The sequence below is a fragment of the Amycolatopsis sp. cmx-11-32 genome (assembly GCF_047608695.1).
Taxonomy (GTDB): Bacteria; Actinomycetota; Actinomycetes; order Mycobacteriales; family Pseudonocardiaceae; genus Amycolatopsis.
This window is the reverse complement of record NZ_JADNQN010000002.1, coordinates 513,523-538,511: the sequence shown is the minus strand read 5'-3', so window position 1 is coordinate 538,511 and position 24,989 is coordinate 513,523. Positions and strand designations below refer to the sequence as shown.

The 24,989-nt window shown below is 67.8% G+C and carries 27 protein-coding genes; 11 read left to right on the top strand and 16 right to left on the bottom strand.

The features are described from left to right. Positions 1 to 29: 29 nt before the first annotated feature. The 3 genes from ACM6LR_RS07360 to ACM6LR_RS07350 are packed head-to-tail and all read right to left on the bottom strand — an operon-like array spanning position 30 to position 3,503. The gene (locus ACM6LR_RS07360) at positions 30 to 872 is read right to left on the bottom strand and encodes a transglutaminase family protein (RefSeq protein WP_414936706.1); all 843 of its coding nucleotides are present in this window, start codon (positions 870 to 872) and stop codon (positions 30 to 32) included. Beyond that, positions 869 to 1,816 (bottom strand): alpha-E domain-containing protein, encoded by a 948-nt coding sequence (locus ACM6LR_RS07355; protein ID WP_414936707.1) that lies wholly within the window; start codon positions 1,814 to 1,816, stop codon positions 869 to 871. Before ACM6LR_RS07355 ends, ACM6LR_RS07360 begins: the two co-directional genes overlap by 4 nt. A gap of 1 nt (position 1,817) precedes the next feature. Continuing rightward, a complete protein-coding gene (locus ACM6LR_RS07350; protein WP_414943436.1) occupies positions 1,818 to 3,503 on the bottom strand; it encodes a circularly permuted type 2 ATP-grasp protein in 1,686 nt (561 codons plus the stop codon). 148 nt (positions 3,504 to 3,651) lie between these two features. Between ACM6LR_RS07350 and ACM6LR_RS07345 the strand changes: the two genes are divergently transcribed. The 3 genes from ACM6LR_RS07345 to ACM6LR_RS07335 all read left to right on the top strand — a co-directional run bounded on the left by ACM6LR_RS07345 (position 3,652) and on the right by ACM6LR_RS07335 (position 6,105). Continuing rightward, positions 3,652 to 4,467, top strand: a complete 816-nt coding sequence (locus ACM6LR_RS07345; RefSeq protein ID WP_414943435.1) for a basic amino acid ABC transporter substrate-binding protein — start codon at positions 3,652 to 3,654, stop codon at positions 4,465 to 4,467. A 70-nt stretch (positions 4,468 to 4,537) separates the two neighbouring features. Next, on the top strand, positions 4,538 to 5,341 hold the full coding sequence (locus tag ACM6LR_RS07340; protein WP_414936710.1) for an amino acid ABC transporter permease: 804 nt from the start codon (positions 4,538 to 4,540) through the stop codon (positions 5,339 to 5,341). Next, on the top strand, positions 5,338 to 6,105 hold the full coding sequence (locus ACM6LR_RS07335; protein WP_414943434.1) for an amino acid ABC transporter ATP-binding protein: 768 nt from the start codon (positions 5,338 to 5,340) through the stop codon (positions 6,103 to 6,105). Before ACM6LR_RS07340 ends, ACM6LR_RS07335 begins: the two co-directional genes overlap by 4 nt. On the opposite strand, the gene ACM6LR_RS07330 is transcribed toward ACM6LR_RS07335, so the two are convergent. The 4 genes from ACM6LR_RS07330 to ACM6LR_RS07315 are packed head-to-tail and all read right to left on the bottom strand — an operon-like array spanning position 6,102 to position 9,168. Further along, positions 6,102 to 6,845 carry an ESX secretion-associated protein EspG gene (locus ACM6LR_RS07330; RefSeq protein WP_414936712.1) on the bottom strand — a complete coding sequence of 248 codons (744 nt, stop codon included), beginning with the start codon at positions 6,843 to 6,845 and terminating at the stop codon, positions 6,102 to 6,104. The genes ACM6LR_RS07335 and ACM6LR_RS07330 overlap by 4 nt on opposite strands. A 2-nt stretch (positions 6,846 to 6,847) precedes the next feature. Then, a complete protein-coding gene (locus tag ACM6LR_RS07325) occupies positions 6,848 to 8,050 on the bottom strand; it encodes a hypothetical protein (protein ID WP_414936713.1) in 1,203 nt (400 codons plus the stop codon). After that, on the bottom strand, positions 8,047 to 8,664 hold the full coding sequence (locus tag ACM6LR_RS07320; RefSeq protein ID WP_414936714.1) for a DUF3558 domain-containing protein: 618 nt from the start codon (positions 8,662 to 8,664) through the stop codon (positions 8,047 to 8,049). Before ACM6LR_RS07320 ends, ACM6LR_RS07325 begins: the two co-directional genes overlap by 4 nt. Continuing rightward, a complete protein-coding gene (locus tag ACM6LR_RS07315) occupies positions 8,665 to 9,168 on the bottom strand; it encodes a hypothetical protein (RefSeq protein ID WP_414943433.1) in 504 nt (167 codons plus the stop codon). It lies immediately after the preceding gene. A 308-nt stretch (positions 9,169 to 9,476) separates the two neighbouring features. On the opposite strand from ACM6LR_RS07315, the gene ACM6LR_RS07310 reads away from it, so the two are divergent. Both ACM6LR_RS07310 and ACM6LR_RS07305 read left to right on the top strand, forming a co-directional pair. Further along, a complete protein-coding gene (locus ACM6LR_RS07310; RefSeq protein WP_414936716.1) occupies positions 9,477 to 11,822 on the top strand; it encodes an oxidoreductase in 2,346 nt (781 codons plus the stop codon). 35 nt (positions 11,823 to 11,857) lie between these two features. Continuing rightward, positions 11,858 to 12,322, top strand: coding sequence for an SRPBCC family protein (locus ACM6LR_RS07305; RefSeq protein ID WP_414936717.1), 465 nt, complete (start codon positions 11,858 to 11,860; stop codon positions 12,320 to 12,322). Between the two features lie 98 nt (positions 12,323 to 12,420). On the opposite strand, the gene ACM6LR_RS07300 is transcribed toward ACM6LR_RS07305, so the two are convergent. Next, positions 12,421 to 12,990, bottom strand: coding sequence for a hypothetical protein (locus ACM6LR_RS07300; protein WP_414936718.1), 570 nt, complete (start codon positions 12,988 to 12,990; stop codon positions 12,421 to 12,423). Positions 12,991 to 13,179: 189 nt separating this feature from the next. Between ACM6LR_RS07300 and ACM6LR_RS07295 the strand changes: the two genes are divergently transcribed. The 3 genes from ACM6LR_RS07295 to ACM6LR_RS07285 are packed head-to-tail and all read left to right on the top strand — an operon-like array spanning position 13,180 to position 17,200. After that, complete coding sequence (locus ACM6LR_RS07295; RefSeq protein WP_414937114.1) at positions 13,180 to 14,988, top strand: NHL domain-containing thioredoxin family protein; 1,809 nt, start codon at positions 13,180 to 13,182, stop codon at positions 14,986 to 14,988. A gap of 40 nt (positions 14,989 to 15,028) precedes the next feature. Continuing rightward, positions 15,029 to 15,322 (top strand): GroES family chaperonin, encoded by a 294-nt coding sequence (locus ACM6LR_RS07290; protein WP_101611429.1) that lies wholly within the window; start codon positions 15,029 to 15,031, stop codon positions 15,320 to 15,322. Positions 15,323 to 15,352: 30 nt separating this feature from the next. Continuing rightward, a complete protein-coding gene (locus ACM6LR_RS07285; RefSeq protein WP_414943432.1) occupies positions 15,353 to 17,200 on the top strand; it encodes a VanW family protein in 1,848 nt (615 codons plus the stop codon). A gap of 3 nt (positions 17,201 to 17,203) precedes the next feature. Here ACM6LR_RS07285 and ACM6LR_RS07280 read toward each other — a convergent pair whose 3' ends face one another. Then, a complete protein-coding gene (locus tag ACM6LR_RS07280; protein ID WP_414936720.1) occupies positions 17,204 to 17,671 on the bottom strand; it encodes a MarR family winged helix-turn-helix transcriptional regulator in 468 nt (155 codons plus the stop codon). An 80-nt stretch (positions 17,672 to 17,751) separates the two neighbouring features. Between ACM6LR_RS07280 and ACM6LR_RS07275 the strand changes: the two genes are divergently transcribed. Then, positions 17,752 to 18,216, top strand: coding sequence for an ester cyclase (locus ACM6LR_RS07275; RefSeq protein ID WP_414943431.1), 465 nt, complete (start codon positions 17,752 to 17,754; stop codon positions 18,214 to 18,216). Positions 18,217 to 18,219: 3 nt separating this feature from the next. Here the strand turns inward: ACM6LR_RS07275 and ACM6LR_RS07270 are convergent, their stop codons facing one another. From ACM6LR_RS07270 to mug, 6 genes are all read right to left on the bottom strand, one after another. Then, positions 18,220 to 18,936, bottom strand: coding sequence for a leucine-rich repeat domain-containing protein (locus ACM6LR_RS07270; protein ID WP_414936722.1), 717 nt, complete (start codon positions 18,934 to 18,936; stop codon positions 18,220 to 18,222). Between the two features lie 21 nt (positions 18,937 to 18,957). After that, the gene (locus tag ACM6LR_RS07265; protein ID WP_414936723.1) at positions 18,958 to 19,254 is read right to left on the bottom strand and encodes a GlsB/YeaQ/YmgE family stress response membrane protein; all 297 of its coding nucleotides are present in this window, start codon (positions 19,252 to 19,254) and stop codon (positions 18,958 to 18,960) included. Between the two features lie 74 nt (positions 19,255 to 19,328). After that, the gene (locus ACM6LR_RS07260) at positions 19,329 to 19,604 is read right to left on the bottom strand and encodes a GlsB/YeaQ/YmgE family stress response membrane protein (RefSeq protein WP_414936724.1); all 276 of its coding nucleotides are present in this window, start codon (positions 19,602 to 19,604) and stop codon (positions 19,329 to 19,331) included. 126 nt (positions 19,605 to 19,730) lie between these two features. After that, on the bottom strand, positions 19,731 to 21,575 hold the full coding sequence (locus tag ACM6LR_RS07255; protein ID WP_414936725.1) for an acyl-CoA dehydrogenase: 1,845 nt from the start codon (positions 21,573 to 21,575) through the stop codon (positions 19,731 to 19,733). A gap of 139 nt (positions 21,576 to 21,714) precedes the next feature. Next, the gene (locus ACM6LR_RS07250; RefSeq protein WP_414936726.1) at positions 21,715 to 22,515 is read right to left on the bottom strand and encodes a response regulator transcription factor; all 801 of its coding nucleotides are present in this window, start codon (positions 22,513 to 22,515) and stop codon (positions 21,715 to 21,717) included. A 281-nt stretch (positions 22,516 to 22,796) separates the two neighbouring features. Further along, positions 22,797 to 23,348, bottom strand: a complete 552-nt coding sequence (gene mug / locus ACM6LR_RS07245; RefSeq protein WP_414943430.1) for a G/U mismatch-specific DNA glycosylase — start codon at positions 23,346 to 23,348, stop codon at positions 22,797 to 22,799. A gap of 28 nt (positions 23,349 to 23,376) precedes the next feature. On the opposite strand from mug, the gene ACM6LR_RS07240 reads away from it, so the two are divergent. Then, the gene (locus ACM6LR_RS07240) at positions 23,377 to 24,030 is read left to right on the top strand and encodes a class I SAM-dependent methyltransferase (RefSeq protein ID WP_414943429.1); all 654 of its coding nucleotides are present in this window, start codon (positions 23,377 to 23,379) and stop codon (positions 24,028 to 24,030) included. A gap of 47 nt (positions 24,031 to 24,077) precedes the next feature. Further along, positions 24,078 to 24,299, top strand: coding sequence for a hypothetical protein (locus ACM6LR_RS07235; RefSeq protein ID WP_414943428.1), 222 nt, complete (start codon positions 24,078 to 24,080; stop codon positions 24,297 to 24,299). Here the strand turns inward: ACM6LR_RS07235 and ACM6LR_RS07230 are convergent. Further along, on the bottom strand, positions 24,246 to 24,932 hold the full coding sequence (locus ACM6LR_RS07230) for a VanZ family protein (RefSeq protein WP_414936730.1): 687 nt from the start codon (positions 24,930 to 24,932) through the stop codon (positions 24,246 to 24,248). The two genes, ACM6LR_RS07235 and ACM6LR_RS07230, sit on opposite strands and share 54 nt — an antisense overlap. Between the last annotated feature and the right edge of the window lie 57 nt (positions 24,933 to 24,989).

Here is a 24,989-nt window from a genome sequence, read left to right as displayed (position 1 = left end):
TTGGCGTGACGAAGTTCGGGCCTGACGGCTCACGTCAGCCGGGTCAGCTGCACCGAGACGTCCAAAGTGGACTGCCCGCCGCCGGTGAAGATGCCCTTGAGCGGCGCGACGTCGGCGTAGTCCCGCCCGTACGCGACCCAGACGTGCCTCGTGCCGACCGGGATCGCGTTCGTCGGGTCGTAGGCCCACCAGCCGCCGGTCCAGACGTCGACCCAGGCATGGCTTTCGCCTTCGACCGTCTCGCCGAGTTTCGCCTCCGGTTTCGTGTGCAGGTACCCGGAGACGTACCGCGCCGGGACGCCGATCGCGCGCAGCATCACCAGCGTCACGTGGGCGAAGTCCTGGCAAACCCCTTCGCGCGCACGCCAGGCGTCGGTCGCCGTGCTGTGCACGCCGGTCGTTCCGGGCTGGTACTTGAGCTGTTCGTTGACCCAGCCGCAGATCGCGAGCACGGCCTCTGCCGGGTCGAGCCCCTTCCGCAGTTCGCGCGCGACCTTCGTCAGCTCCGGATCTTTTGGTGTGTACGGCGTCGGCGTCAAATACTCGGTGCGGTGGTCGACCACGGTGTCGCCGCGCAGGTCCTTCCACGACGCCGAACGGATCGGCTCGCCTTCGTCGGCGGTCTCGACCACCGACGTCGCGAGCACGGTGAACTCGGTGTGCGGCGCGTGAAGGTCGAACGAGGTCACGACGGTGCCCCAGTAATCCGTGTACCGGTAGGCGCGGGTCGCCGGCGTCGTCTCGACCCGGTTCACGACCGTGGTCTGCCGCCGGTCGGATCGCGGGGTCAGCCGCGCCTCGTTGTACGACTGCGTGGCCGGCGTCGCGTACCGGTATCCCGTCCGGTGAGCCACCCGAAGCTGCCAGGTCACAGCGAAACCTCCGCACCGCTCCAGGCCACCCACGGCGACGAATGGAAGTACTGCACCGAAACCGCGTCGCCGATGTCCTTGATCTCCGTCTGCAGGGCGCCGAGCCGTTTCGGCAGGTCGTCCAGCAGATCTGACTGCCGCAGGAACTCCAGCTCACTGCGGGCGCGACCGAGTTGCCGCAGCGCTTCGGACTTCTCGTTGGCACGCGAGCTGACGCCGGGGTCCAGCCGCTCCAGGCATTCCTCGGCCTGGCGCAGCGCGTGGAACACCGACCGCGGGAACAGCGTGTCCCGCATCAGGAACTGCACGACACGGCCGGCGTCGAGTGCGCCGCGGTAGGTCCGCAGGTAGGTGTCCTGCGCGCCGGCCGAGCGGAGCACGGTGATCCAGCCAGGCGAGGACGCGCTGTCCTGGACCCGCGAAAGCAGCAGCCGCACCACCATGTCCGCGCGCTCGACCGAGCGGCCGAGCACCATGAACAGCCAGCCGTCGTCACGGCTCATCGTGGAATCCGCGAGCCCGGCGAACATCGCCGCGCGCTCCTCCACGAAGGAAAGGAAAGCGTGCGGCCCCGCCCGGCGCGCGTACCGCTGCCTGTCCGGCACCGCGTTCCACGTCGCGTTGAGGCATTCCCACAGCTCGGTCGAGACGACCTCGCGGGCGCCGCGCGTGTTCTCGCGGGCCGAGTTGATCGAACCGACGATCGACGCCGGGTTGTCCTTGGCGTAGGCGACCAGCTCGGTCAGCTTCCACACGTCGAGCGAGTCCACGCCCTCCGGCGAGATGCCGAGGACAGCGAGCAGTTGGCGGCTCGCGTGGTCCGAGTCGACGCTCGCGTCTTCGAGCAGCTGATGCACCGCGACATTGAGGATCCGGGAGGTGTCATCGGCGCGTTCGACGTACCGGCCGATCCAGTACAGCGATTCCGCGTTGCGGGCGAGCACATCAACCTCCCTGTGCCTGTTGCTGCTGTTGTTGCTGGGTCGTGGTCAGCTCGGGGCCCTGTTCGGCGACCAGACCATCCACATGGGACAGCTCGCCGAGTGCGGGCCGTTCCAGCTCCCGCTCCGCCGTGGAGGACCGCGGCGCCAGTACCCAGGTGTCCTTGGACCCGCCGCCCTGCGACGAGTTGACCATCAGGCTGCCCTCCGGGAGCGCGACCCTGGTCAGGCCGCCCGGCACGACGAAGATGTCCTTGCCGTCGTTGACCGCGAACGGGCGCAGGTCGACGTGCCGCGGCGCCAGTAGGTCGTCCACTTTGGACGGTACGGTGGACAGCTGGACGACGGGCTGGGCGATCCAGCCGCGTTTGTACGCCCGGACCTTCCGCTTCAGCGCGGCCAGTTCGGCCTGCGTCGCGTCCGGTCCGAACACGATGCCGTACCCGCCGGAGCCTTCGACCGGTTTGATGACCAGCTCTTCCGTATGCTGCATGACGTAGTCGAACTCGTCCGGCAGCCAGCAGCGAAAGGTGTCCACATTGGGCAGCAGCGGTTTCTCGTCGAGGTAGTACTTCACCATCTCGGGCACGTAGGTGTAGACGAGCTTGTCGTCACCGACGCCGTTGCCGACCGCGTTCGCGATCACCACGTTGCCCGCGCGGGCCGCGTTGAGGATCCCGGCGACGCCGAGTACGGAATCCGGCCGGTAGTGCACCGGATCCAGGAACTCGTCGTCGATCCGCCGGTAGATGACGTCGACCTGCTGTTCGCCCTCGGTGGTGCGCAGGTAGACGACGTTGTCGCGGCAGAACATGTCGCGACCTTCGACCAGTTCGACGCCCATCAGCCGGGCCAGCAGCGAATGCTCGAAGTAGGCGGAGTTGTGCACACCGGGGGTGAGCACGACGACCATCGGATCGGCGACGTTCGCCGCGGCCGCCGCCCGCAGCGCGCGCAGCAGATGCGAGGTGTAGTCACCGACCGGGCGGACCCGGTGCTGGGCGAACAGATCCGGGAACACGCGCGCCATCGTGCGGCGATTCTCCATCACGTACGACACGCCGGACGGGTTCCGGAGGTTGTCCTCCAGCACCCGGAACGTGCCCTCCTCGTCGCGCACCAGGTCCACACCGGACACGTGGATACGGACGCCGTTGGGCGGGTTGATCCCGAACGCCTCACGCTGGAAATGCGCACACGAGGTGATCAGCCGTCGCGGCAGAACGCCTTCGCGCAGGATCTGCCGGTCGCCGTAGATGTCGGCGAGAAACGCTTCGAGCGCGCGGACCCGTTGCGCCACACCACGTTCGAGTTTGCTCCATTCGGCCGAAGTGATCACCCGCGGCACCAGGTCGAGCGGGAACGGCCGTTCCTGGCCGGACAGCGAGAACGTGATGCCCTGATCCACCATGGCCCGGTCGATCGCCGCTGAGCGGGACGAAAGGTCCGCCGAGGTCAGTGCGGAGATCGACTCGTACAGCGCCCGGTACGGCTGGCGGACCGTGCCGTCGGCGGTGAACATCTCGTCGTACGCGCCCGCGTGCGGCCGTGACGGCGAGAGATAGCCGTCGAACTGCGCTCCGGGTTTCGACGCCCGGGGTTTCGCCGCCCGCCCCGCCGAAGTGGTGGCGCGGGGGCGGCGTCCGGCCGGTGGAAGGCGCGGCGCCGAGTTGTTGTTCATGGTCGCCATACTCACTCACCTTGCCATGTCGGCGCGATACCCGACGGCTGACCAGTAACGGCCGAAACGGCGCTGTAACGTCGTAGTGCTGTGCTTGCCGCCGGATGAGTGGCAATATGCGTGCTCTCGACACATGGGAACTACAAGGAGTGACGACGTGGCCCGATTCAAAGCGCTCGCCCTGATCCCGGCGCTCGCCCTAGCCGCGGGCGCGCTGTCCGCGTGCGGCGAGGAAGGCGGAACCGCGGCCGGCGGCGTCCAACTCGTCGCGTCCGGCAAGGTCACCACCTGCACGCACCTGCCCTACCAGCCGTTCCAGGTCAAGCAGGGCGACAAGGTCGTCGGCTTCGACGTCGACCTGGTCGACCTGGTCGGCAAGAAGCTGGGTGTCGAGCAGAGCATCGTCGACATCGCCTTCGAGAACATCGAGTCCGGCGAATCGATGAACAGCGGACAGTGCGATCTGGCCGCGGCAGGCATGACGATCACCGACGAGCGCAAGCAGAAGTTCGACTTCTCCGACCCGTACTTCGAGGCGACCCAGGCACTGCTGGTCAAGACCGGTTCGCCGGTCAAGGACCTCACCGGCGTCGCGGGCAAGAAGATCGGTGTCCAGTCGGCCACCACCGGCGCCAAGTACGCGGAGAAGGAGGCCAAGGGCGCCGAGATCGTCACGTTCGACGACCTCGCGCTGCTGGAGCAAGCCGTCAAGAACGGAACGATCGACGCGGGCGTCAACGACAACGGCGTCCTCTACGACTTCGCGAAGACGAACCCGGACACCACGGTCGTCACGGAGTTCAAGACGAACGAGTTCTACGGAATCGGTGTGAAGAAGGGCAACACCGCCCTGCTCGCCCAGATCAACGAGGTGCTGAAGGCGTCCGTGGCGGACGGCTCTTACGCGCAGATCTACCAGAAGTGGTTCGGCAAGGCCCCGGCCTGGCAGCCGGGCGGCCCGACCGCCAGCTGATAATCCGTCTCCGGTGGCCGGTGCCCAGTGCACCGGCCACCGGTTTGTCGCCACTTGGTTGAGGAGAGAAATGGCTTTGAGCCGCCGCCAGCGACGTTCGGCGTTCCGAACCGGGCAATACAGCCTGCTGCTGGTGATCGTCATCGTGCTCGCGCTACTGGCCGACTGGAGCAAGATCGGCAAGGCGTTCTTCGATCTCGAGGTCGCCGCCAACCAGTTCCCGGACGTCATCACCGTCGCACTGAAGAACACCATCGTCTTCACCACACTGGGCTTCGTGCTCGGTCTCGGGCTGGGCCTGCTGCTCGCCCTCATGAGACTTTCCTCGGTCGCCCCGTACCGCTGGGTGGCGCGCGGGTACATCGAGTTCTTCCGCGGCCTGCCCGCGCTGCTGATCTTCATCGCCGTCGGCATCGGGGTGCCGACGGCCTTCAACACGAACCTGCCGCGCAACATCGCGATCATGCTGGCGCTGGGCATCGTGTCCTCGGCCTACATGGCGGAGACCATCCGCGCCGGGATCCAGGCGGTGCCACGCGGACAGGTCGAAGCCGCGCGTTCACTCGGCATGTCGCCCGCGCGCACGATGATCACCGTCGTGATCCCGCAGGCGTTCCGGATCATCCTGCCGCCGCTGGCCAACGAGCTGATCATGCTGACGAAGGACTCTTCACTGGCGTTCCTGCTCGGCACCACGCCCTTGCAGCAGGAACTGGCGCAGTTCAGCCGTCAGGCGCTGATCGAGGCCAGGGGACTGACGCCGGTCGTCGTGGCCGGTCTGTGTTATCTCGTCATCACGATTCCGCTGTCGATCCTGCAGCAGCGGCTCGAAAAGAAATACGGGGCCGGAGTGCCCGGCGGAGGAACGGTATGAGCGCCAAGACGGACACCGGACCGATCGTCAAGGTTTCGGGACTGCACAAGGCTTTCGGCGAGCTCAAGGTGCTCAAGGGCATCGACCTGCACGTCGAACGGGGTCAGGTCGTCTGCATCATCGGCCCCTCGGGTTCGGGTAAGTCGACGCTGTTGCGCTGCGTCAACCTCCTCGAGGAACCGCAGCAGGGCAAGATCGTGGTCAACGGCAGCGAGATCACCGACCCGGACGTCGACATCGACGGCGCCCGCACGAAAATCGGCATGGTCTTCCAGTCGTTCAACCTGTTCTCGCACCTGAGCGTGCTCGAAAACCTCACCGTCGCGCAGCGCAAGGTTCTGAAGCGTGGCAAGGAAGAGGCGGAGCGTATCGCGCGGGACAATCTGGTGAAGGTCGGCTTGGCGGAGAAGGAGACTTCGCTGCCGCTGCAGCTTTCCGGCGGTCAGCAGCAGCGGGTCGCGATCGCCAGGGCGCTGTCGATGGACCCCGACGTGATGCTGTTCGACGAGCCGACGTCGGCCCTCGACCCCGAACTGGTCGGCGATGTCCTCGCGGTCATGCGGCAGCTCGCGCAGGAGGGCATGACGATGCTCGTCGTCACACACGAGATGCAGTTCGCCCGCGAGGTGGCCGACATCGTGCTGTTCATGGACGGCGGCGTCGTCGTCGAACAGGGCACGCCGGACCAGGTCATCGGCGACCCACAGGAGGAACGCACGAAGACGTTCCTCTCGCGGGTCTTGAACCCGAACCACCAGGGCTAGCGGCCGCGTAGCTGCGACTCCAGCTGGACGACTTTGGCGGCGATTTCGTGCGGCCCGGCGCCCATGAGGCTCACCCAGCCTTTGGTGTCCGGGCCGAACACGACGCGGCCCTGTTCGGTGTCCATCCAGCCCGGCGGTCTCTCCACGCGTTTCCGGTTGCCGCCGCCGTCACGGATAGCGACATACAGTCGTCCGAAGAAGGTGTGCGGCGACCGGATCCACCGGAGGATCTTCTTGGCGTCGCGGATGCTCGGGCCGCCTCCGGTCAGCATTTCGCCCTCCATCAGGACCTGCAGGTCGGCTTCCGCGCAGTTCAAGGACGGTGTGCGCGCGGGGAGAGCCTCGGGGAGCAGCCCGGTGAAGTCCTGCGCGAGCGTGTCCGGCCGGGTCGGCTTCAGGTAGACGACCTTGTCGACCAGGACGACGGTGAGCGCTTCCCGACCACTGCCCGCGGCGCGAACGGTCTGTTCGCACCCCTCGGACTTCACCCACGAGTAGTACTCGACTGCCGGCCGCTGCAGGAAACGCAGCGTGTCGAGGAACTCGTCGTCGATCCGGCCTCGCCGCAGCAGGCCCTGTCTGTCCAATTCGGACTGGGCGGTGGCGGCCAGCTCACGGCGTTCCTCGGGCAGGTACCACCGCGCGCCGCGGACGAGCGTCGGGTGGATGTCACCGAGGTTATGCTGGTCCAGCAGGGTTTCGTAGGTCTGGAGCGTCAGTTCGACGGGTTTCTGGAGCACGGTTATGCGCCGATCACCGGCGGAACCGGCTTGTCACCGTCGTAGCCGCCGAAGATGGAGTCGCCGTCCTCTTCCTGCAGCGTGATCTTGCGCTGGTGCTCCTCGTCCTCGCCGCCCTTGCCCCCTTTGCCCGCGCCGGCGCCCATACCGCCCATTCCGGGAGCGCCGGGCCTGCCTGCCGCCGGGCCACCCGCGGGTGTTCCGGCCGGACCGCGCATCGCGCCTTCGCCGGGCATCCCGGCCCCGACACCGCGACCGGGCCCCATACTCCCCGGCCCGCCCGTCGATCCACCCGGTCCGAATCCGCCGCCGGGCCCGAATCCGCCACCCGATCCGAATCCGCCGCCGGGTCCGCCGCTTCCTGGCCCGAAATTCGGCGGGCGGTGCTCCCCTGGACGCAGCTGTGGCCCGTGGTCCGTCCTGGACAGGCCGGTCTGGTCGTTCGGTCGCGGAGACGGCATCGGCGTCGGTCGCGGAGGTTGCGGCATCTGCGGCATTCTCGGCGGCTGCGAGATCTGCGGCGACCTCGGCGCCTGATACCCCTCGGCCCCCGGAGGCGCGCTGTACGAACTCGGCCCGCCCGTGTACCCACCGGGCCCACCATGCCGTCCCGAGTCGCCACCGGGATACCCGCCGCTGAACCCGCTTACCTTGGTCTGTCCGGGATCCACCGGGTCCGCCGTGATCGGTCCGGCGGAGACGTTCGGATCGTGCGCGGCCGGATAGACCGGCGCGAGCGTCAGCTGCCGTGGCTGGGTGCTCTGGTAGTACGGCTCGTAGACCTCGACGTTGTGCTTGGTGTCCGCGTCGAACTTCGCGGCCGCGATCTCGTCGTCACTGGCACCGATGGACAGCACGTCTTCGGGCCCGCTGTCCCCGGCGCGCTCCTTCTCCACCGGGCGGACGTTGCCGCGCGTGTAATGGAAGGAGGCGTTCTGGTCGAACATCGACTGACGGGCGCGGTCCATGTTCTCGCCCGCGATCTTGGAGGTCGCGATGAGCGGGGCGAGACCTGCCGCGCCGCTGTCGGCGGCTTCGCCCTTCCAAAAGGAACTCAACGCGGTCTGGCTGTCTCCCATGGCCTTGCTGATGTCTTCATGGATGACCAACAGCTTGTGGGACGACACCTGAGCCGCGTCGAGTCGCTTGGTCGTGTTGGGGTTGGCGTTGAGCTTGGTGAAGATCTCCCAGCCGCTGTAGGTCATTGGGCCGCCTTCAGGTGCTGGACAGCGAACTCGCCGATTTTCGTGAGCAGCCCGCAGGCGTCGTTGTACTTGGGGCTGCCCTTGAAGAGTTGTGTGGTCAGGACGTACATCATGTCGTCGCGTACGCCGATCGCCAGGTTGCAGACACCTGCGCCCTCGCCGCCATTGGCGTAAACGACCGCCGGGTAGCCGGCGATGTCGGCCACTGGCTGAAATGTCGTCACCCCGCTGCCCTGTGCTTTGAGCGCGTAGAGGTGGCTGAGCCCGTCGGGCTCGTTGACATTGAGGTTCCCGGTCACCGTCCCGGAGGTGTTCGTGAAGATCCACAGGCAACCTTTGCCGCCTGCGATCTCCTGCGGTTCGGCCGTCTTCAAAGTCACGCCGGTGCCGTTGATCTCCGATTCGGACGCTGCCTCACACGCGTTCGTTTCGATGGCTGTCGTCTTCAAAGGAGTTCCCACCTTCGGGGCGCCCGCCCTCGGAAGGCCGGACTCCGCGGCGGAAGACGCTGTCGGGCCAGGAGCGGGCGTACCCGGGGTCTCGCTGCCGCACCCGGCGACTACGGCGGCGGCTGAGACAACGGCGGCAAGGGTGGCCACGGACCGAGAACGCATTTAAAGTGCCTTTCCGATGGAGCGAATCGCGTCGAGTGCGGCCTGGTCTTGATTCTGATAGGCCGTCTTGATGTCTATCAGGGTTTGCATATATGCCTGCGCGTAGGCGGCGGCTCCGTTGAGAAAGGTCTGGTAGGCCGCGCCGGACGCGTTCGCCATGGCGACATAGCCGTCACTCGCGATCTCGGCACCCATGGCGTCGATACCAGTGAGGTTGCTGGCTTCGGCGCGTGCTCGGCTGAAGTCGCGTTCGATGCATTCTTGGAGCCGCTTGATGACGTTGTCCATGGCTTCGGCGTCGAATTCCCAGCCGCCGTTCGCCGAGGCGGCGGCGAAGTCGGCCTTCGCCTGCCCGGTGCCCAACTCGCCATAGTTCGGTGGCGGTTGGGATGGCGGCGCCGCGGCGGCGCCCGGAATCATCCCCGAGCCCGTTGGCGGTGCTTGCGGCCCTGGCCCGTTGATCTGGTCGTAGACCCCCTGAGAGCCGCTTCCCGGTCCTGTCATGACGTGCCTCCCCGCACGGGCCGCGTTGGGGCGCGACCTACCCGTAGTTCGCTTCTGACTCCAACCAGTGACCATAGCAGCCGGTAAACCGCCGATCAGCCCATCGCGGAAGATCGCCGTCGAAAGATGTCGGATCGACCTAACTTTTGTCCTGAACAGCCCTTTCGTATGGCGCCGGAACCCCGGTGGCTGTTCTGCCGTCGCGATCCCATGACAGGTTCCGGTCTACTGACCTGGGCCCCTTGCGAATCCACTGCGTGATCGGCTTCGCTGGTGCCAGGGGAACGACGGGGGAGGGAAGCGAGACGATGCCGGGCTTTCGGCGCAACAACGGGCCGCGCGATCCGGGGGAAGGGGAGCCGAACGGCGATGCGGTCCTTCCGCCGCTCGACCCGTTCGACCCGAACCCCGACAAGCGGTACGAGGTCCCGGCGTCCGAGCTGATGAAGCCGGGTTCGACCGGTCTGCTCCGGTGGCGCCGTCAGGCGACCAACGCGCCGATCGTGCAGGTCGAGGACGCCTACATCACCGGGACGCTCGATCTGCGCGCCGCCGACATCAAGTACCTGTTCCGGTTCGAGCGGTGCCGGTTCGAGCATCCGCCGGACGTTCGCGAGGCACATCTGCTCGGGCTCGTGTTCCGCAAGTGCTGGTTGCCCGGGCTCAAGGCGCGGAACCTCCGCACCCGCAACGACGTCCGCCTGATCCGCAGTGTCGTGCACGTCGACGGCGAGCACGAGATCGAGGAGACCACGGTCCAGCGCGGCGACGATCGCGAGCGCGGGATGCCGAACGCGGCGGTCAACCTCACCGACGCGGTCATCGAGGGCTCGGTCGTGCTGACCCGTACGGTGATCACCCATCCGCGGGGCAAGGCGATCCAGGCCGACCGGGTCAACATCGTCGGCGCGCTGCTCGCGTATCGGCTGGTGGCCAACGGAGAAGTCCGCATCCCGGGTATGCGGGCCGGCGGTAACGTCAACTTCTCCGGTGCGACGCTGAACAACCGGGACGGCTTCGCGCTCAACGGGAACGGGATCCACATCGGCGGCAGCCTGTTGTGCGAGGTGGACAACTACGGGCCCGCCGCGCAGCGGAAACGCTTCTCCGCCAGTGGGATCGTGTTCCTGCCGAGTGCCACTGTGGACAGTGACATCGTCATGCGGGAGGCCAGGCTGTCGGTGAACCAGTCCGGGCCGATCGTGGTGGACGCCTGGAAGTCGAACGACCCGTACATCGACCCGCGTCCGGCGCTGGTCGCGGATCGGTTGACGGTCAACGGAAACCTCGAACTGAGCGACGGTATGCAGGCCACCGGGACACTGCGGATGGTCAACGCGCGGATCGGCGGTTCGCTCCGGCTGGCGGGCGCCGAGATCCAGGTCGTGCGCGGGCAGAGCATTCCTTACTACGACCGCGCGATCCACCTCGACGGGACGACGATCGGCGGTGACATCGAGGCGACGAGCCTGCGGGTGCCGTCGGGACAGTTGCGCATGGCGGACATCACCGTCGGCGGCAACGTGCTCGCCTGGAATTCGATGTTCCTGCATCCCCGTCGCGACGTCTTTTCCGCGCGGCGCGCGAAAATCGCGGGCAACTTCCAGCTCACCGACGCGACCGTCCAGGGAACCCTGCGGCTGCAGGGCGCCGAGGTCGGCGGCAGCGTGAACCTCTTCGGTACCAGCCTGACCGAGCCCGGTGCGCGGACGAACACCAGTTACTCGCTGGACGTCCGCACCGCGCGGATCGGCCGCGACCTCGTCCTCACCGAGAACAAGGAACGCCCGTTCATCGCGCAGGGCGGGGTCAACCTCGACGGCGCCCAGGTCGCGCGGCGCGTCGACTTCCGTGGCGCGCGGCTCGGTTCCCTGCCGCAGCACGGGATCGCGCTCGACGGCAGCGATGTCTCGGCCGACGAGTTCCTGCTCACGCCCGCGACGCCGCCGGACGGCCGGATCGTGCTGCGGCGCGCGCATTGCGGGACCCTGGGCGACAACGAGGCGTTCTGGGCGTCGGCGGCGGGGATCGAGTTGGAGGATTTCCGTTACGACGCGCTGCAAGAGGACATCGCCCTCGACGACGACCGGGCGATCGACCATCGGATCGTGTTGCTGCGCGAGGCGATGGACGGCTATCGGCCAGGGCCCTACGACCAGCTGGCGGCGACGCTGCGCGCGTCCGGTAACGAAGAGCACGCCTCCACGGTGCTGCTGAAGAAACAGCAGTTCCGGTACGTGGCGCTCGCGAAGGGCTTCAAGTTCTTCGGACCCGGCGTGCACTTGTGGAGCTGGTTGCAGCGATCGATGGTCGGCTACGGCTTCCGTCCGGTGCGCGCGCTCGGCTGGCTGTTGACGTTGCTCGTGCTCGGGAGCCTGTGGTTCGGGCTCGGGGTCGACGACTGCATCACCAAAGCCAATCTCACCGTGAGCGGGCCCCGGTGCCTCGTGAACCAGGACGACACCGGGCTGCAGTGGAACCCGGTGCTGTACACGGTCGACCTCCTGGTCCCGATCGTCGACTTCGGCAACAAGTCGCGCTGGTACATGCACGGTACGGACAACTGGGTCGCGGCCGGGTTCACCGCGTCGGGCTGGGTGCTGGCGACGACGGTGGCGGCCGGTATCAGTCGCATGCTCCGGCGGGACAACTGAGGGTATTTCACATACCCTCAGTACGGAGGTATGTCATGACCGAGCCCAGCGCCACCGGCAAGATCGCGATCGCCGCCCCGTCCGAGAAGGTGTACGCCCTGGTCAGCGACCCGGGCGCGCTCGCGGGGATGGCCGAGGAGTACGAAGGGCACCGCTGGGTGGGCGACGTGAAGACCGTCGCCGTCGGCGCGAAGTTCCGCGGCCGCAACCGTCGCGGGGTCCGCCGCTGGAGCACCCTGTCGACGATCACCGACGCCGACGAGGGCAGGCGGTTCGCGTTCGAGGTGACCACTTTCGCCGGGCTTCCCGTGGCGCGCTGGCAGTACGACATCGAGTCCACGGAAGACGGTTGCGTGACCGTCGAGAGTGCGTGGGACCGGCGGCCGGGCTGGCTCCGCGGTCCGACGTCGCTGTTCACCGGGGTCTGGAAGCGGGACGACGCCAACCGGGCGAACATCGCCGCGACCCTGGCCCGGCTGAAGGCCACCGCCGAATCTTGACCCTCAACGCCGAAGCGAGCCGACCAGGCGCCCTCCTCGGGCTGGTCGTCGCGCCACACGCTGGCCACCAGCGAGGTCAGCTTCAGTCCACGCGGCGGCTAATCCACGAACCGCGACCAGAACTCCACCTGCCGCGGCCCGCCCGGTGGCGGCGGGCCCAGCGGCTGGTCGCAGAAGTCGTGTCGCAGGTATCCCCGTAGGTCGTAACCGTAGTAAACGATGTCGGTCTGGTACACCGACAGCACCGGAAATCCCGTGCTCCCGGCTATCCCGGGCAGATACCGATGCCCGCATACGGGGACTAGCTGTGGAACACGCTTCAAATGTGAGCGCGCTCGCGAAAGGGCGTCGGCGAGTTCGATCGGGCGCAGGCCCCAGTCCGACAGCCAGAAGCCGTTGTGCTCGATGTCGTAGAGCACCCCGTCGACCGGCCAATCCAGCCGTTTGCGCAACTGTTCGGGGTTGCCGCAGCGCCAGTCCGGCCAGCGGTCGCCGATCGGCACCCCGGCGGTGAGGAAGGTCCGGTGATCGGCGGCAAACCGGAAGCCGAAGCGTGCTTCGACGTCGTCGAGCTCGGCCTCGCTCAACCCGGGACGCACGGGTTCGGCCAAGCTCGCCTGGAGGTCACGTGCCTCCTTGAGAGTGAAGGCGGGCTCAACTGTGGACATGTGTTCGAGCCTAAGTCGCGCGACGCGGAGACGCCTTCTCTTTTAACGTGGCCTCCACGCGTGCCCTCATCACCCACATGAGGCTCCTCCCCTGGGGTGAGCTAGCCCTCTCAACGCCTGGACCTCGGAACAGAGCGGCTCCGCGTGTAGTTCACTCATGGCGTGACTTCTCCACGAACGCAGTCCCGTGTGCGGGCACCCGAGCTCGCCGGCGACGGGTGGCTCAACACCGGCGGCGAGCGGCTCACCCTCGCCGGGCTGCGCGGCCGCATCGTCCTGCTGGACTTCTGGACCAGCGGCTGCGTCAACTGCCTGCACGTGCTGGACGAGCTTCGCCCGCTGGAGGCCGAGTTCGCCGACGTCCTGGTGACCGTCGGCGTGCATTCGCCCAAGTTCCTGCACGAGGGCGAGGCGGCCGCGATCGAGGCCGCGGTGCGCCGCTACGAGGTGCACCACCCGGTGCTCAACGACCCGCAGATGACCACCTGGTCGCAGTACGCGGTCAAGGCGTGGCCGACGCTTGTCGTCGTGGATCCCGAGGGCTACGTCGTGCACGTCGCCGCCGGTGAAGGGCACGCCGAGGCGCTGCGCCGGGTGATCGCCGACCTCGTCGCGACCCACGAGGCCAAGGGCACGCTGCGCCGCGGCGGCAGCCCGTACGTCCCGGCCGAGGAACAGCGCTCCGAGCTGCGCTTCCCGAGCAAGGCCGTCACCACCGCCGAGGGCCGGATCCTGGTCGCGGACACCGGCAACCACTCCATCGTCGAGTTCGCGTCCGACGGCGAGACGATCATCCGCCGCTTCGGCAGCGGCGCACGCGGTGCGCAGGACGGGCCCTTCGACCTGGCGACCTTCACCGAGCCGTCCGGGATCACGCTGTTGCCGTACGAGGTCGCGGAGCGCGCGGGCTACCACGCCGTCGTCGCCGACACGGCAGGTCACCGGTTGCGCGGGATCGATCTGATCACCGGCGAGGTCAGCACGGTCGCCGGGACCGGCCGCCAGTGGCGCGACGGCGTCGACACCGGCGATGCGCTCGACATCGACCTCACCAGCCCCTGGGACGTCGCCTGGTGGGGCCCCGCGGGCGGGGTCGTGGTCGCCATGGCCGGCAACCACACGCTGAGCGTGTTCGAGCCGGTCTCGGGCACCATCCGCCGCTTCGCCGGTACGACCGTCGAGGGCCTGCGAGACGGCGATGTCCACGAAGCGTTCTTCGCGCAGACGTCCGGTCTCGCACCCGACGGGCAGCGGCTGTGGCTCGCGGACCCCGAGACGTCGGCTCTGCGCTGGATCCAGCCCGAGGGCGAAACGTTCACCGTGCACACCGCGGTCGGCGTCGATCTGTTCTCCTTCGGCCACGTCGACGGACCCGCGGACCAGGCGCTTCTGCAGCATCCGCTCGGCCTCGCCGTGCTGCCCGGCGACACCATCGCGATCGCCGACACCTACAACGGCGCCATCCGCCGCTACGACCCGCTCACCCGCCGGGTGACCACGCTCGCGACCGGTCTCGCGGAGCCGTCCGGCCTGCTGGTGCACGACGGCGAACTGCTGGTCGTCGAGTCGGCGGGGAACGGGATCGGGCCGGTGCCGCTCGGCGAGCAGGCGGTGACCGGGGACGCGCACGCCGTCCGCCGTCCGCCGTCCGTGCTGGCGCCGGGTGAGCTGGAGTTCTCCGTCGTCTTCGCCCCGCCTCCCGGTGAGAAGCTCGACGACCGCTTCGGCCCCTCGACGCGGCTGGAGATCAGCGCGTCGCCGCCGGAATTGCTCGTCGACGGCGCGGGGGTGGGCACGGACCTGTTCCGCACGCTCCGTTTCGCCGAGGGCGTCACCGAAGGCGTCCTGCAGGTCGTCGCACAGGCCGCGAGCTGCGATGACGGCGGCGAGCACCCCGCTTGCCGCATCACCCGGCAGGACTGGGGGGTGCCCGTCCGGTTCGAAGACGGTGGAGAAAGCACGCTGAGCCTGGTCATGGCGGGGGATCCGGGTAAGTAGAGTCGTACTCGTGTCAGACGGGCCGAAACTCGAGATTCAGATGTTGCAGGACAGGGTGCTCGTGAAGCTGTCCCCCGAGGACGGGGAGCGCCGGAGTTCCGGCGGCATCGTCATCCCCGCCACCGCGCAGGTCGCGCGGCGGCTCTCGTGGGGTGATGTACTGGGCGTGGGCAACAGTGTGCGGAACGTCAAGACCGGCGACCGTGTGCTGTTCAACCCGGACGACCAGCACGAGGTCGAGATCCAGGGTGAGGGGCACCTGGTGATGCGGGAGCGGGACATCCACGCCGTGGCGACCGAACGGTCCGAACACGGCACGGGGTTGTACCTGTAGCTCCAGTCGCGGGAGGGGTGGTGAGAGTGGGTGCGTGATGAGCACGACGAACCGGGCACCGACCTGTTCACCGACGAACTCCTTCCCGCTGTCGAGACCGACGAAGACCTGGTAGACGAGCTTTTCGAGGGCGACAGGGTGGTGGTGCAGCCGCTGCCCACGCCCGCGTCGAGGTTCCGCAGAGGCCTCGGTAAGGCCTTCATGCTCGCCGGCGTGCTCATGGGCCTGTTCGTGCTCGCGTACGCGGGGGACCTGATTTTCAGCGCCGGGGACGTCCCGCGCGGCGTCACCGTCGCGGGGATCGACGTCGGAGGCCTCACGCACAAGGAAGCCGAGTCGAAGCTTCGCCGCGAGCTGGAGCCGAGGCTGATCGAGCCGGTGCGGGTCCGCGCCGGCGACATCCGCACGGTGCTGTACCCCACGTCGTCCGGTCTCGGCCTTGACTGGCCGCAGACGCTGGGCCGCGCCGGTCACCAGCCCCTGAGCCCGTACACGCGGGTCATGTCGTTCTTCACCAGCCGTGAGGTCGGTGTCGTCACCTGGACCGACGCGCCGAAGCTCGAAAAGGCCGTCTCCGACCTCGCCGCCGCGAAGCTGAACCGCCCGCCGGTCGAAGGCGACATCACCTTCCAGCCCGTCGCGGGCACTGACGGCGGGGTCTTCCCGGCCGCGGTCGAGCCGCGGGCCGGTCAGACGCTCGCCGACGTCAGGGCGTCGGTCACCGCGGTCACCGATGGCTGGCTGAGCGATGGTGGCGTCGAGCTGAAGGTGAACGTCGCGCCGGTGAAGGCGACTTCGCCGGGGGTACACGCGGCGCTGGACAAGATCGTCGTCCCGGCGGTGGCGAAGCCGCTGCTGATCCGCGGCGAGGGCAAGGACGCGACGCTGAAACCGGTCACGATCGCGGGATCCTTCCAGTTCGCCCCGCGCGACGACGGCAACCTCGAGGTCCGCATCGATCAGGGCAAGCTGCGGGCCGCCGCGCAGCCCCAGCTCGAGCCGACCGAGACCGACGGGGCGGACGCGCAGATCGTCTTCGTCGGCGACCGGCCGGCGGTCCAGCCGTCGAAGGACGCGCGGAAGGTCAACTGGGACCTCACGTTCTCCGCGCTGACCACGGCGCTCGCGAAGAGCGAAGACCGGGAGCTGAAGGCGGTCTACGACGCCAGCAGCCCGGCCGTCAGCACCGACGCGGCGAACGTCCTCGGCATCAAAGAGGTCATCGGCGAGTTCACCACGTCGGGCCTGAACGGGCAGGCGATGACGAACGTCCAGGCGCTGGCCACCCGGGTGTCCGGCACCATCGTGAAGCCGAACGAGACGTTCAGCCTCGGCGCCCGATCGGGAGCGCGGACGGCGGACGCGGGCTACGTCCCCGCCCCGGTGAGCGAGGACGGCACCGGGCCGGTCGTGGTGGGCGGCGGCGTCTCGCAGCTCGCGACGACGCTCTACAACGCCGCGTACCTGGCGGGACTGGCCGACGGCGGGCATCTGGAGCACGACCACCACCTCGACCGCTATCCGGTCGCGCGGGACGCGAAGGCGATCAACAACGATGGTTCGCCGGTCGAGATGCAGGTCGTCAACGACGCCCCGACCGGTATCGCGATCCAGGTCGTCCCCGCCAACGGCTCGGTGACCGTGCGAATCTGGGGCACGAAACGGTTCTCGGTCCAGAGCGTCGGCGGCGAACGGCACTCCTACGTCGCCCAGCCGGTGCAGGTCGGTTCGGGCCCTGGCTGCGTGCCGGATCCCGGTGCCGCCGGTTTCAGCACCTCGGACACCCGCGTGCTCATCGACGTCGTCACCGGCACGGAGGTCCGCCGGGAGACCCGCAACGCGACCTACTCGCCGCGGACCACGATCATCTGCGCTTGAGGGTCACTGTTTCGCCAGCCGCGCGGCCTGCTCGGTACCGGTTTCGGTCGTCCGCCGCAGAAACCGTTCGATCACCGTGAGTTCGTCGGCGCTGAAGTCCGCGAGAACAGCCGCGAACGCGTTGCCGGGCTCCTCCCAGGCCGCCCCCGCCTCGGCTCCGCGCCGGGCCGCCAGTGAGACGAGGGCCTTCCGGCGATCCAGTGGATCCGGCATCCGGGTGATGAACCCCGCCTTCTCCAGCCGGTCCACGAGGCGGGTCGCGGATCCGGAGGTGAGTCCGATCGACTTCGCGATCTCGCCGGTGGAAAGCGGCTCCGTTTCGAGTTCGAGCAGGCCGAGGCATTGCAGATCGGTGGGATGCAGACCGAGCCGGTTGGCGAGAGCCTGGTTGAACAGGGTGTAGGCGACGTAATGCCGCCGGGCGGCCACGGTGACGGCCTTCAGCAGTTCCGCGTGCTTCTCGTTTGACACGGGTAGACATCCATTCCTAAAATGTCTGCGTGACGCAGAGACTGTGTTACGCAGACACTTCTCTCTCCAGGAGTTCACTCATGGACACTTTGCCCGACGTCGACCTTCGCGAGCTGTATGCCCGCTGGTCCGAGCTGTGGCGCGGTGATTTCCGGCACGCCGAGGACGTCCTCGACCCCGGCTTCGTCGTGCATCAGGCGCGTCCCGACGGCACCGATTCGGAGGCGACGACCGGCCCCGCTCGGCTGCTTCCCGAAATCGAGCAGACCAGGGCGGCGTTCGACGACATCGACATCAGCGTGGATCTCGGTCCTCTCGTCGACGGCGACCTGGTCTCGGCGCGGTGGACCATGCGTGCCACGTACGCGGGCGGTCTGCCAGGGGCCACCGCGCCGGTGGGGACCGAGATCGCGTTCAGCGGTCACGACATCCTGCGTGCCTCGGGCGGGAAATTCGTCGAGTACTGGACCTGCACCGACATCTTGGACGGGCTCACCCAGCTCGGCGCGATCGCCGGTCCGAACGGGCCCGCACTGGCCGGATAGGGCTCACCGCAGCACCATGCAGCCGCGGTCCTCGAAATCTTCGAGCCACGACGGCTCGCGGAATTCCTTGTTCCAGCGCAGATCCAGTTTGTCCAATTTCGACAATCGGGCGAGGGAAGCAGGCAGGGTGGTGAGCTGGTTCTCGCGCAGGTCCAGCTGGCGCAACTCGCTCAGCTCACCGAGGGAGTCCGGCAACGACGTCAGCCGGTTGCGCCGCAGATGCAGTTCGCGCAACGGGGAAAGCGTCCCCAGTGACTCCGGCAGGGCGGTCAACCTGTTGCCGTACAAGCGAAGTTCCCGCAGTGAGGCCAGCCCGGACAGGTCGTCCGGCAACGTGGAGACGCGATTGTCCGTGAACCCCAGGTATTTCAGCCTTCCGAGCGAGCACAGCGCGGCGGGGAACTCGGTCAGCCGGTTGTCGCTCAGGTAAAGGTATTCCGTCAGCCCGGAAAGCTCGCCGAGCTCGTCCGGCAGGGCCGAAAGCTCGTTGTGCCCCAGATCGAGGGTGTGCAGCTGCCGCAGGGCGCCGATCGAAGGTGAGATGGAGGTCAGCCGGTTGGTGGCCAGATTCAGTACCCGGAGGCCGGACAGCGACCACAGCTCCTCGGGAACGGAGGTCAGCCGGTTGTCGTACAGGTCCAGGTACTCGAGGGAGGCCGGGAGGGGGACGCCGGTCAGGGAGGTCAGCCCCTGGCCACTGAGTTCGAGTCGAGTGGTCACAGGGGCTGACCGTAGCCCTGATCAGGTCACGGTACGGTGCCCGCCGCCCTTGACCTTCGCGTAGATGGCGGCCGCGGCGATGACGCCGATGACGGCCGCGCCGACCTGGAAGGCGTGCCGGATCCAGTCGATGCCCGCGGTGTCGCGGACGCCGAACACGCCGGCCAGCCAGTTGCCGATGAAAGCGGCGACGATGCCGACCAAGATCGTCAGCCACATCGGGATCTTCTGATCGCCGGAAGCCAGCATCCGGCCGATGACGCCGAGGATCAGACCGACCACGATCGTGGTGATGATGCCCCAAAGGCCACCCAACATGGTTCCTCCTTCGCTGGAGAATCGAGTTGGACCCACCGTGACACCAAAACCGCCTTGTCGCGCCTCAAGACCCCTTACCGGGTGACACCCCGGCGTCCGTAAAGGTTCGCGGCCAGGGCGACACCGACGGCCGCGACCACGATCTGGGTGATGAGTTCGAGCCAGTCGAAGCCCTTGGTGTCCGCGTAGCCGAGCCCGCGGGCGATCCAGGTGCCGATGAAGGCGGCGACGATGCCGACCCCGATCGTCAGCCAGATCGGGATCGATTGCTTGCCGGGGGCGAAGAACCTGCCGAGCACCCCGAGGATCAAACCGACCACGATCGCCGTGATGATGCCGGTGACTGTCATTGAAAAACTCCTTTGCCGAGGTCTCCGCCGAGGGGCGGACTCAGCACGGAAATGCCCCCGGGAAACCCACTCGAAACCAGAAAAGCCCCCTCCGTGCTGGAAGGGGCTTTCCGGTGTCCGAATGGCCTAGAAAGCGGCTTCGGAGAGCTCCATGAGGGCGTTGTCCGCGGCCTCGACGATCGCCCGGCGCGACGTCAGCTCCGGCAGCACGCTCTTCGCGAAGAACGACGCCACGGCGATCTTGCCCTCGTAGAACGGGGTGTCCTTCGCCGACGCGCCGGCGTCGAGCTTGCCGATGGCGACCTCGGCGTGCTTGATGAGCTGCCAGCCGATGATCAGGTCGCCGACCGACATCAGCAGCCGGACCGTGTGCTGGCCGACCTTGTTGATGTTCTGCGGGTCTTCCTGCGACGAGGTCAGGTAGCCGATCAGCGAGCCGAGCATGCCCTGGGTGTCTTCGAGCGCCTGCTTGAGCAGACCGCGCTCGTTCTTGAGCCGCCCGTTGCCGATCTCCGACTCGATGGTCTTCGTGATCTCCCCGGCGACGTAGGCCAGCGAAGCGCCCTTGTCGCGGACGATCTTGCGGAAGAAGAAGTCCAGCGACTGGATGGCCGTGGTGCCTTCGTACAGCGAGTCGATCTTCGCGTCACGGATGTACTGCTCGATCGGGTAGTCCTGCAGGAAGCCCGACCCGCCGAGGGTCTGCAGCGACTGCACGAGCTGCTCGGTCGCGCGCTCCGAACCGACGCCCTTGACGATCGGCAGCAGCAGGTCGTTGACGCCGTGCGCCACCTTCCGCGAAGCCTCGTCGCCCTCGCCGGTCCACACCTGGTCCTGGAACGACGCCGTGTAGAGGTACACCGCGCGCAGGCCCTCGGCGTACGCCTTCTGCAGCATCAGCGAGCGGCGGACGTCCGGGTGGTGGGTGATCGTGACGCGCGGCGCCGCCTTGTTCAGCATGTTCGGCAGGTCGGCGCCCTGGACGCGCTCCTTGGCGTACTCGAGCGCGTTGAGGTAACCGGTCGACAGCGTCGCGATGGCCTTGGTGCCGACCATCATGCGGGCGTACTCGATGACCTGGAACATCTGCGCGATACCGTCGTGCACCTCGCCGAGCAGCCAGCCCTTGGCGGGAGTGCCGTGCTGGCCAAAGGTCAGCTCGCAGGTGGTGGAGGCCTTGATGCCCATCTTGTGCTCGACTCCTGTGACGAAGGCGCCGTTGCGCTCGCCCAGCTCGCCGGTCTCGCCGTCGAAGTGGAACTTCGGCACGAGGAACAGCGACAGGCCCTTGGTGCCGGCCTTGGTCTCGATGCCGGGACCCTCGGGGCGGGCCAGTACCAGGTGCAGGATGTTCTCGACCATGTCGTTCTCGGCCGAGGTGATGAACCGCTTCACGCCGTCGATGTGCCAGGAGCCGTCCTCCTGCTTGACGGCCTTGGCGCGGCCGGCGCCGACGTCGGAACCGGCGTCGGGCTCGGTGAGCACCATCGTCGCGCCCCAGCCGCGGTCGATCATGACCTGCGCCCAGCGCTTCTGCTCTTCGGTGCCGTTCTTGTCGACGATCCCGGCGAAGCTCGGGCCCGCCATGTACATGAACAGCGGCGCGTTGGCGCCGAGGATCAGCTCGGCGGCGGCCCACTGCACGGTCGGGGGCAGGCCGAAGCCGCCCAGCTCGTTCGGCAGGCCCAGCCGCCACCATTCGCCGTCCATCAGCGCCTGGTAGCTCTTCTTGAACGACTCGGGGATCTTCACCGAGAAGGTCTTCGGGTCGTACACCGGCGGGTTGCGGTCCGCGTCGGCGTACGAATCGGCGAGGGGACCGGAAGCGAGCTTGTTCAGCTCGGTCAGCACGCCGCGCGCGGTCTCCTCGTCGGATTCCGCGAGAACGCCCTTGCCGAGGCGGTCCTGCACGCCGAGGACCTCGAAGAGGTTGAACTCCAGGTCTCGGACGTTGCTCTTGTAGTGGCCCATTTCGTCACTCCAATGTGTTCGGCTCCCCGGCCGGGCACACGTCCCCTACTCGCCGGTAACTTCAGGATATTACCTGTGGGTAACCGGCGGCAAGTGAATGGCCACTGTTGTGATGTGTAAATCAGCAATACGGGGGGTCTCAGCGAGGTGACGGCGCGATCGACGTGGCCGTCGAGGCGTCCGGCGGATCGTGCGCGTCGTCAGGGTTCGTGACCAGGATGCCGGATCGGAACGCGATGGTGACCGCGTGTGTCCGGTCCCGGGCCGACAGCTTGCGCAGGATGCTCTTGACGTGGGTCCGGACGGTTTCCACGGACAGGAACAGGATCTTCGCGATCCCGGAGTTCTCCAGCCCTTCGGCGACCAGTTGCAGGACCTGGTACTCGCGCCGGGACAGCGGCATCAGGCCGCGCGCGGTCGCGGGCTTGGGGGGTTCGCCCGCCTTCGGGAGTACGGGCTGGCGCTTCGGCCGCGCCGTCAGCGCCGCCAGCGTCGGGTCGATGTAGCGGCGGTCACTGTGCGCGCGCCGGATCGCCTCGGTCAGATGCCGCCCGTCGGTCGCTCGCGGCACGATCGCGTGCACGCCGGCCGCGATCGCCGCGGCGAGGTACTGCTGTGTGCGGTTGGTGTCCCTGACCAGCGTGATGATGACCAGCGCCGGGTCGCCGCCACTGAGCAGCCGGGACAGGTGGCAGTTCGGGTCGAGCGCCGAATCCAGCACGATGACGTCCGGTTTGAGCTGCTCGCACAGCTGGAGCGCGGCATGGTGGCTGCTCGCGTGCCCGAGCCAGTGCAGCCCCGGCGTGCGGTGGACCAGCGAACTCAGGCCCTCACAGAAGATCGGGATCGGATCGACGGCGGCCACGCCGAGCCCTCGGCCGCCTGGTGGCGGTCCGCCAGGCCTCCCGACCTGCGTTCGGTTCGGTTCGACGCTTCGCATCACGGACCCCTCCGTTTTCCTGCCCGTCATTCCCGGACGAGAGGACATGAAGTCCCTGCGGCGCCCATGGCCCCCCGGCGTGGTCGCCCTCGTCAACCGGTCCCCCCTGCGGGACCGGACGGAAATAACACCTCGTAACTATTACGAGTCAGTAGGTCTGTGGACGTGACGCGGTATCCCCCTCATAGATGTATCGCATCGTCGCAGCAAACTCTGCGTACCTGCTGGTTGTGGATCTCTTGCTCGAATGAGCGCGACAAGGGTAGATCCTGACGCGTTCACTACTCAGAGTGGACTTCGGCCCGGAGGAGGCCGAACTCGTCCCCGAGCGCCGCGGGCGTCCAATGCGCGTTCAACCCACTCGGATTCGGCAGAACCCAGACCCGCGCGCCCCCGATCTCGCCGTCCTGCGGGCCGACCTTCGCCTTCGGCAGCCGGAACGCGGTCCGGAAGGCCGTGATCCCGACCACGGCGAGCCAGCGCGGCCGGTATTCGGTGACCCTCGCCGTGAGAAGACGCCCGCCTTCGAAGAATTCGTCCTTTGTCAGTTCGTCGGCCCGTGCCGTCGTCCGCGCGACGACGTTCGTGATGCCGAGCCCGTACCCGAGCAGTTCGTCCTGTTCGCTCGGATCGAGCAGGCGCGGGGTGAAGCCGCCGCGATGCAGGGCAGGCCAGAACCGGTTTCCCGGCCTGGCGAAGTGCAGGCCGAGGGCGCCGGAGTAGAGGCCGGGGTTGATCCCGCAGAACAGCACGTCCAGGTCCGGCGCGATGACGTCGTCGATGGTCTTGCCGTACGCGGCGGCCTGCTCGTCCTTGGTCGGTCGTGTCCTCACCGGGCCAGTTTCCGGCACGCTGGCGGGTATGGAGCAGGGGGTGTTCACAGCCGACGGCTGTTCGGTCGAGGTGTATCGGCTGCTGCCACCCGCCGGGGAGGCCGGGATCGTGCACGCGGCCGTCCCGGACGGCGCCTCGATCCTGGAGCTCGGCAGCGGCGCCGGGCGGGTCACGCACGCGCTGCTGGATCTGGGCCATCCGGTGGTCGCGGTGGACGACTCACCGGAGATGCTCGCCCACGTCCGTACCGCGACGGTTTGTTCGAAGATCGAGGACCTGCGGCTCGACCGGGACTTCGACGCGGTGGTGCTCGGCAGTCACCTGGTCAACACCGCTCTCGACGCCGACCGCGCGGCCTTCCTGAGTACCGCTCGCGAGCACGTCGCGCCCGGTGGGCGGGTGCTCGTCGAATGGCATCCACCGGACTGGTTCGACACGGTCCGCGATGGTCAGGGCGGACGCCTCGGCGAGGTCGATGTCCGGCTCGGTGACCTCGTCCGCGACGGTGACCTGCTCTCGGCCGTCGTCCGGTACTCGTCGGGCGGCCGGTGGTGGAATCAGGCGTTCACCTGCCGTCGGCTGGAACCGCCGGGTCTGGACGCTGCCCTGGCCGCCGCTGGTCTGGTCATCGAACGCTGGTGTACCGACGACCGGACGTGGTTCTCGGCCGTCCCCGCGTGACCCGGGACACGATCAGTCGTCGCAAGGGGTGGCCAAGTCAGCACGACATGCGTACTGTTTGTGATCTCGCGCACAAGGTCCGTATTCGAGGAGGCGTTTTGCAGCTCTCGCTCATCCTCGGCCTGGTCGCGTTGATCTTCGTGGTGGCCACCGTGCTGGTGGTCGCGGAAGACCGGCGGGCCGCGCGGCGCGTGGCCCAGCGGCGGCAGGCGAGGCTAGCGAGCCTGGGCGAGGTCGACCCGCTCGCGGCGCAACGGCTGCGCCAATGAGCCCTCGGCGGAGACAAGTACCTCGGACCGCATCTCGACCGTCGGAGCAACGGGCTTCCGCACCAGGCTGAGCAGCAGGGCTCCGGCGATCCAGCCGAGCATCGCGCCACCGGTGTTGTTGAGCAGGTCGTCGACGTCGAAGATCCGGTAGACGTAGGGCGCGGTGCCGAAGTTCGCGGTCAGCTGTGTGAACTCGATCAGCAGCGACGCGGCGAGACCGATCAGCGTCGTGCCGATGAGGCCGCGTTTCCAGAGCGTCCTGGCGAAGAAGCCGAGCGGGACGAACAGCAGCACGTTCATGGTGGCCTGCTGGAAGGTCTGGGTGGTGAACCAGTCGGCCATCGGGAGCCCGTGCTTGAGCAACTCGGTGTGGATGTCGGTGATCCACTGGAACGCGTGCGGCTGCACGGTCTGGCTCAGCCGTTCGGCGCCGGGGCCGGGCAGCGGCAGGAAGGTCACCGCCAGGGTCATGGTGCCGTAGAGCAGCACGGCGGCCATGGTCAGGACGGGACGAAGGCGCACCTGGCCGTGCCGCGCGTGCAGGAGGATCAGCTGCGGGATCAGCACCGTCGCCCAAAGCGCGAAGAAACCGATCAGCCCGTACTGCAGGGCGGTGACCTGTGCGTTCGTCATGACACCGACGTTATGGATCATGAGGGGTCTGCCACTTCGGTCGAAGAGCCGCGCCGG

What these genes read in the sequence shown, in the direction of transcription:
- ACM6LR_RS07350 (WP_414943436.1), bottom strand. Translation starts at nt 3,503, where the DNA reads ATGGCGACCATGAACAACAACTCGGCGCCGCGCCTTCCACCGGCCGGA.
- ACM6LR_RS07340 (WP_414936710.1), top strand. Translation starts at nt 4,538, where the DNA reads ATGGCTTTGAGCCGCCGCCAGCGACGTTCGGCGTTCCGAACCGGGCAA.
- ACM6LR_RS07335 (WP_414943434.1), top strand. Translation starts at nt 5,338, where the DNA reads ATGAGCGCCAAGACGGACACCGGACCGATCGTCAAGGTTTCGGGACTG.
- ACM6LR_RS07325 (WP_414936713.1), bottom strand. Translation starts at nt 8,050, where the DNA reads ATGACCTACAGCGGCTGGGAGATCTTCACCAAGCTCAACGCCAACCCC.
- ACM6LR_RS07320 (WP_414936714.1), bottom strand. Translation starts at nt 8,664, where the DNA reads ATGCGTTCTCGGTCCGTGGCCACCCTTGCCGCCGTTGTCTCAGCCGCC.
- ACM6LR_RS07315 (WP_414943433.1), bottom strand. Translation starts at nt 9,168, where the DNA reads ATGACAGGACCGGGAAGCGGCTCTCAGGGGGTCTACGACCAGATCAAC.
- ACM6LR_RS07310 (WP_414936716.1), top strand. Translation starts at nt 9,477, where the DNA reads ATGCCGGGCTTTCGGCGCAACAACGGGCCGCGCGATCCGGGGGAAGGG.
- ACM6LR_RS07305 (WP_414936717.1), top strand. Translation starts at nt 11,858, where the DNA reads ATGACCGAGCCCAGCGCCACCGGCAAGATCGCGATCGCCGCCCCGTCC.
- ACM6LR_RS07300 (WP_414936718.1), bottom strand. Translation starts at nt 12,990, where the DNA reads ATGTCCACAGTTGAGCCCGCCTTCACTCTCAAGGAGGCACGTGACCTC.
- ACM6LR_RS07290 (WP_101611429.1), top strand. Translation starts at nt 15,029, where the DNA reads ATGTTGCAGGACAGGGTGCTCGTGAAGCTGTCCCCCGAGGACGGGGAG.
- ACM6LR_RS07275 (WP_414943431.1), top strand. Translation starts at nt 17,752, where the DNA reads ATGGACACTTTGCCCGACGTCGACCTTCGCGAGCTGTATGCCCGCTGG.
- ACM6LR_RS07265 (WP_414936723.1), bottom strand. Translation starts at nt 19,254, where the DNA reads ATGTTGGGTGGCCTTTGGGGCATCATCACCACGATCGTGGTCGGTCTG.
- ACM6LR_RS07260 (WP_414936724.1), bottom strand. Translation starts at nt 19,604, where the DNA reads ATGACAGTCACCGGCATCATCACGGCGATCGTGGTCGGTTTGATCCTC.
- ACM6LR_RS07255 (WP_414936725.1), bottom strand. Translation starts at nt 21,575, where the DNA reads ATGGGCCACTACAAGAGCAACGTCCGAGACCTGGAGTTCAACCTCTTC.
- ACM6LR_RS07250 (WP_414936726.1), bottom strand. Translation starts at nt 22,515, where the DNA reads ATGCGAAGCGTCGAACCGAACCGAACGCAGGTCGGGAGGCCTGGCGGA.
- ACM6LR_RS07240 (WP_414943429.1), top strand. Translation starts at nt 23,377, where the DNA reads ATGGAGCAGGGGGTGTTCACAGCCGACGGCTGTTCGGTCGAGGTGTAT.
- ACM6LR_RS07235 (WP_414943428.1), top strand. Translation starts at nt 24,078, where the DNA reads ATGCGTACTGTTTGTGATCTCGCGCACAAGGTCCGTATTCGAGGAGGC.
- ACM6LR_RS07230 (WP_414936730.1), bottom strand. Translation starts at nt 24,932, where the DNA reads ATGACGAACGCACAGGTCACCGCCCTGCAGTACGGGCTGATCGGTTTC.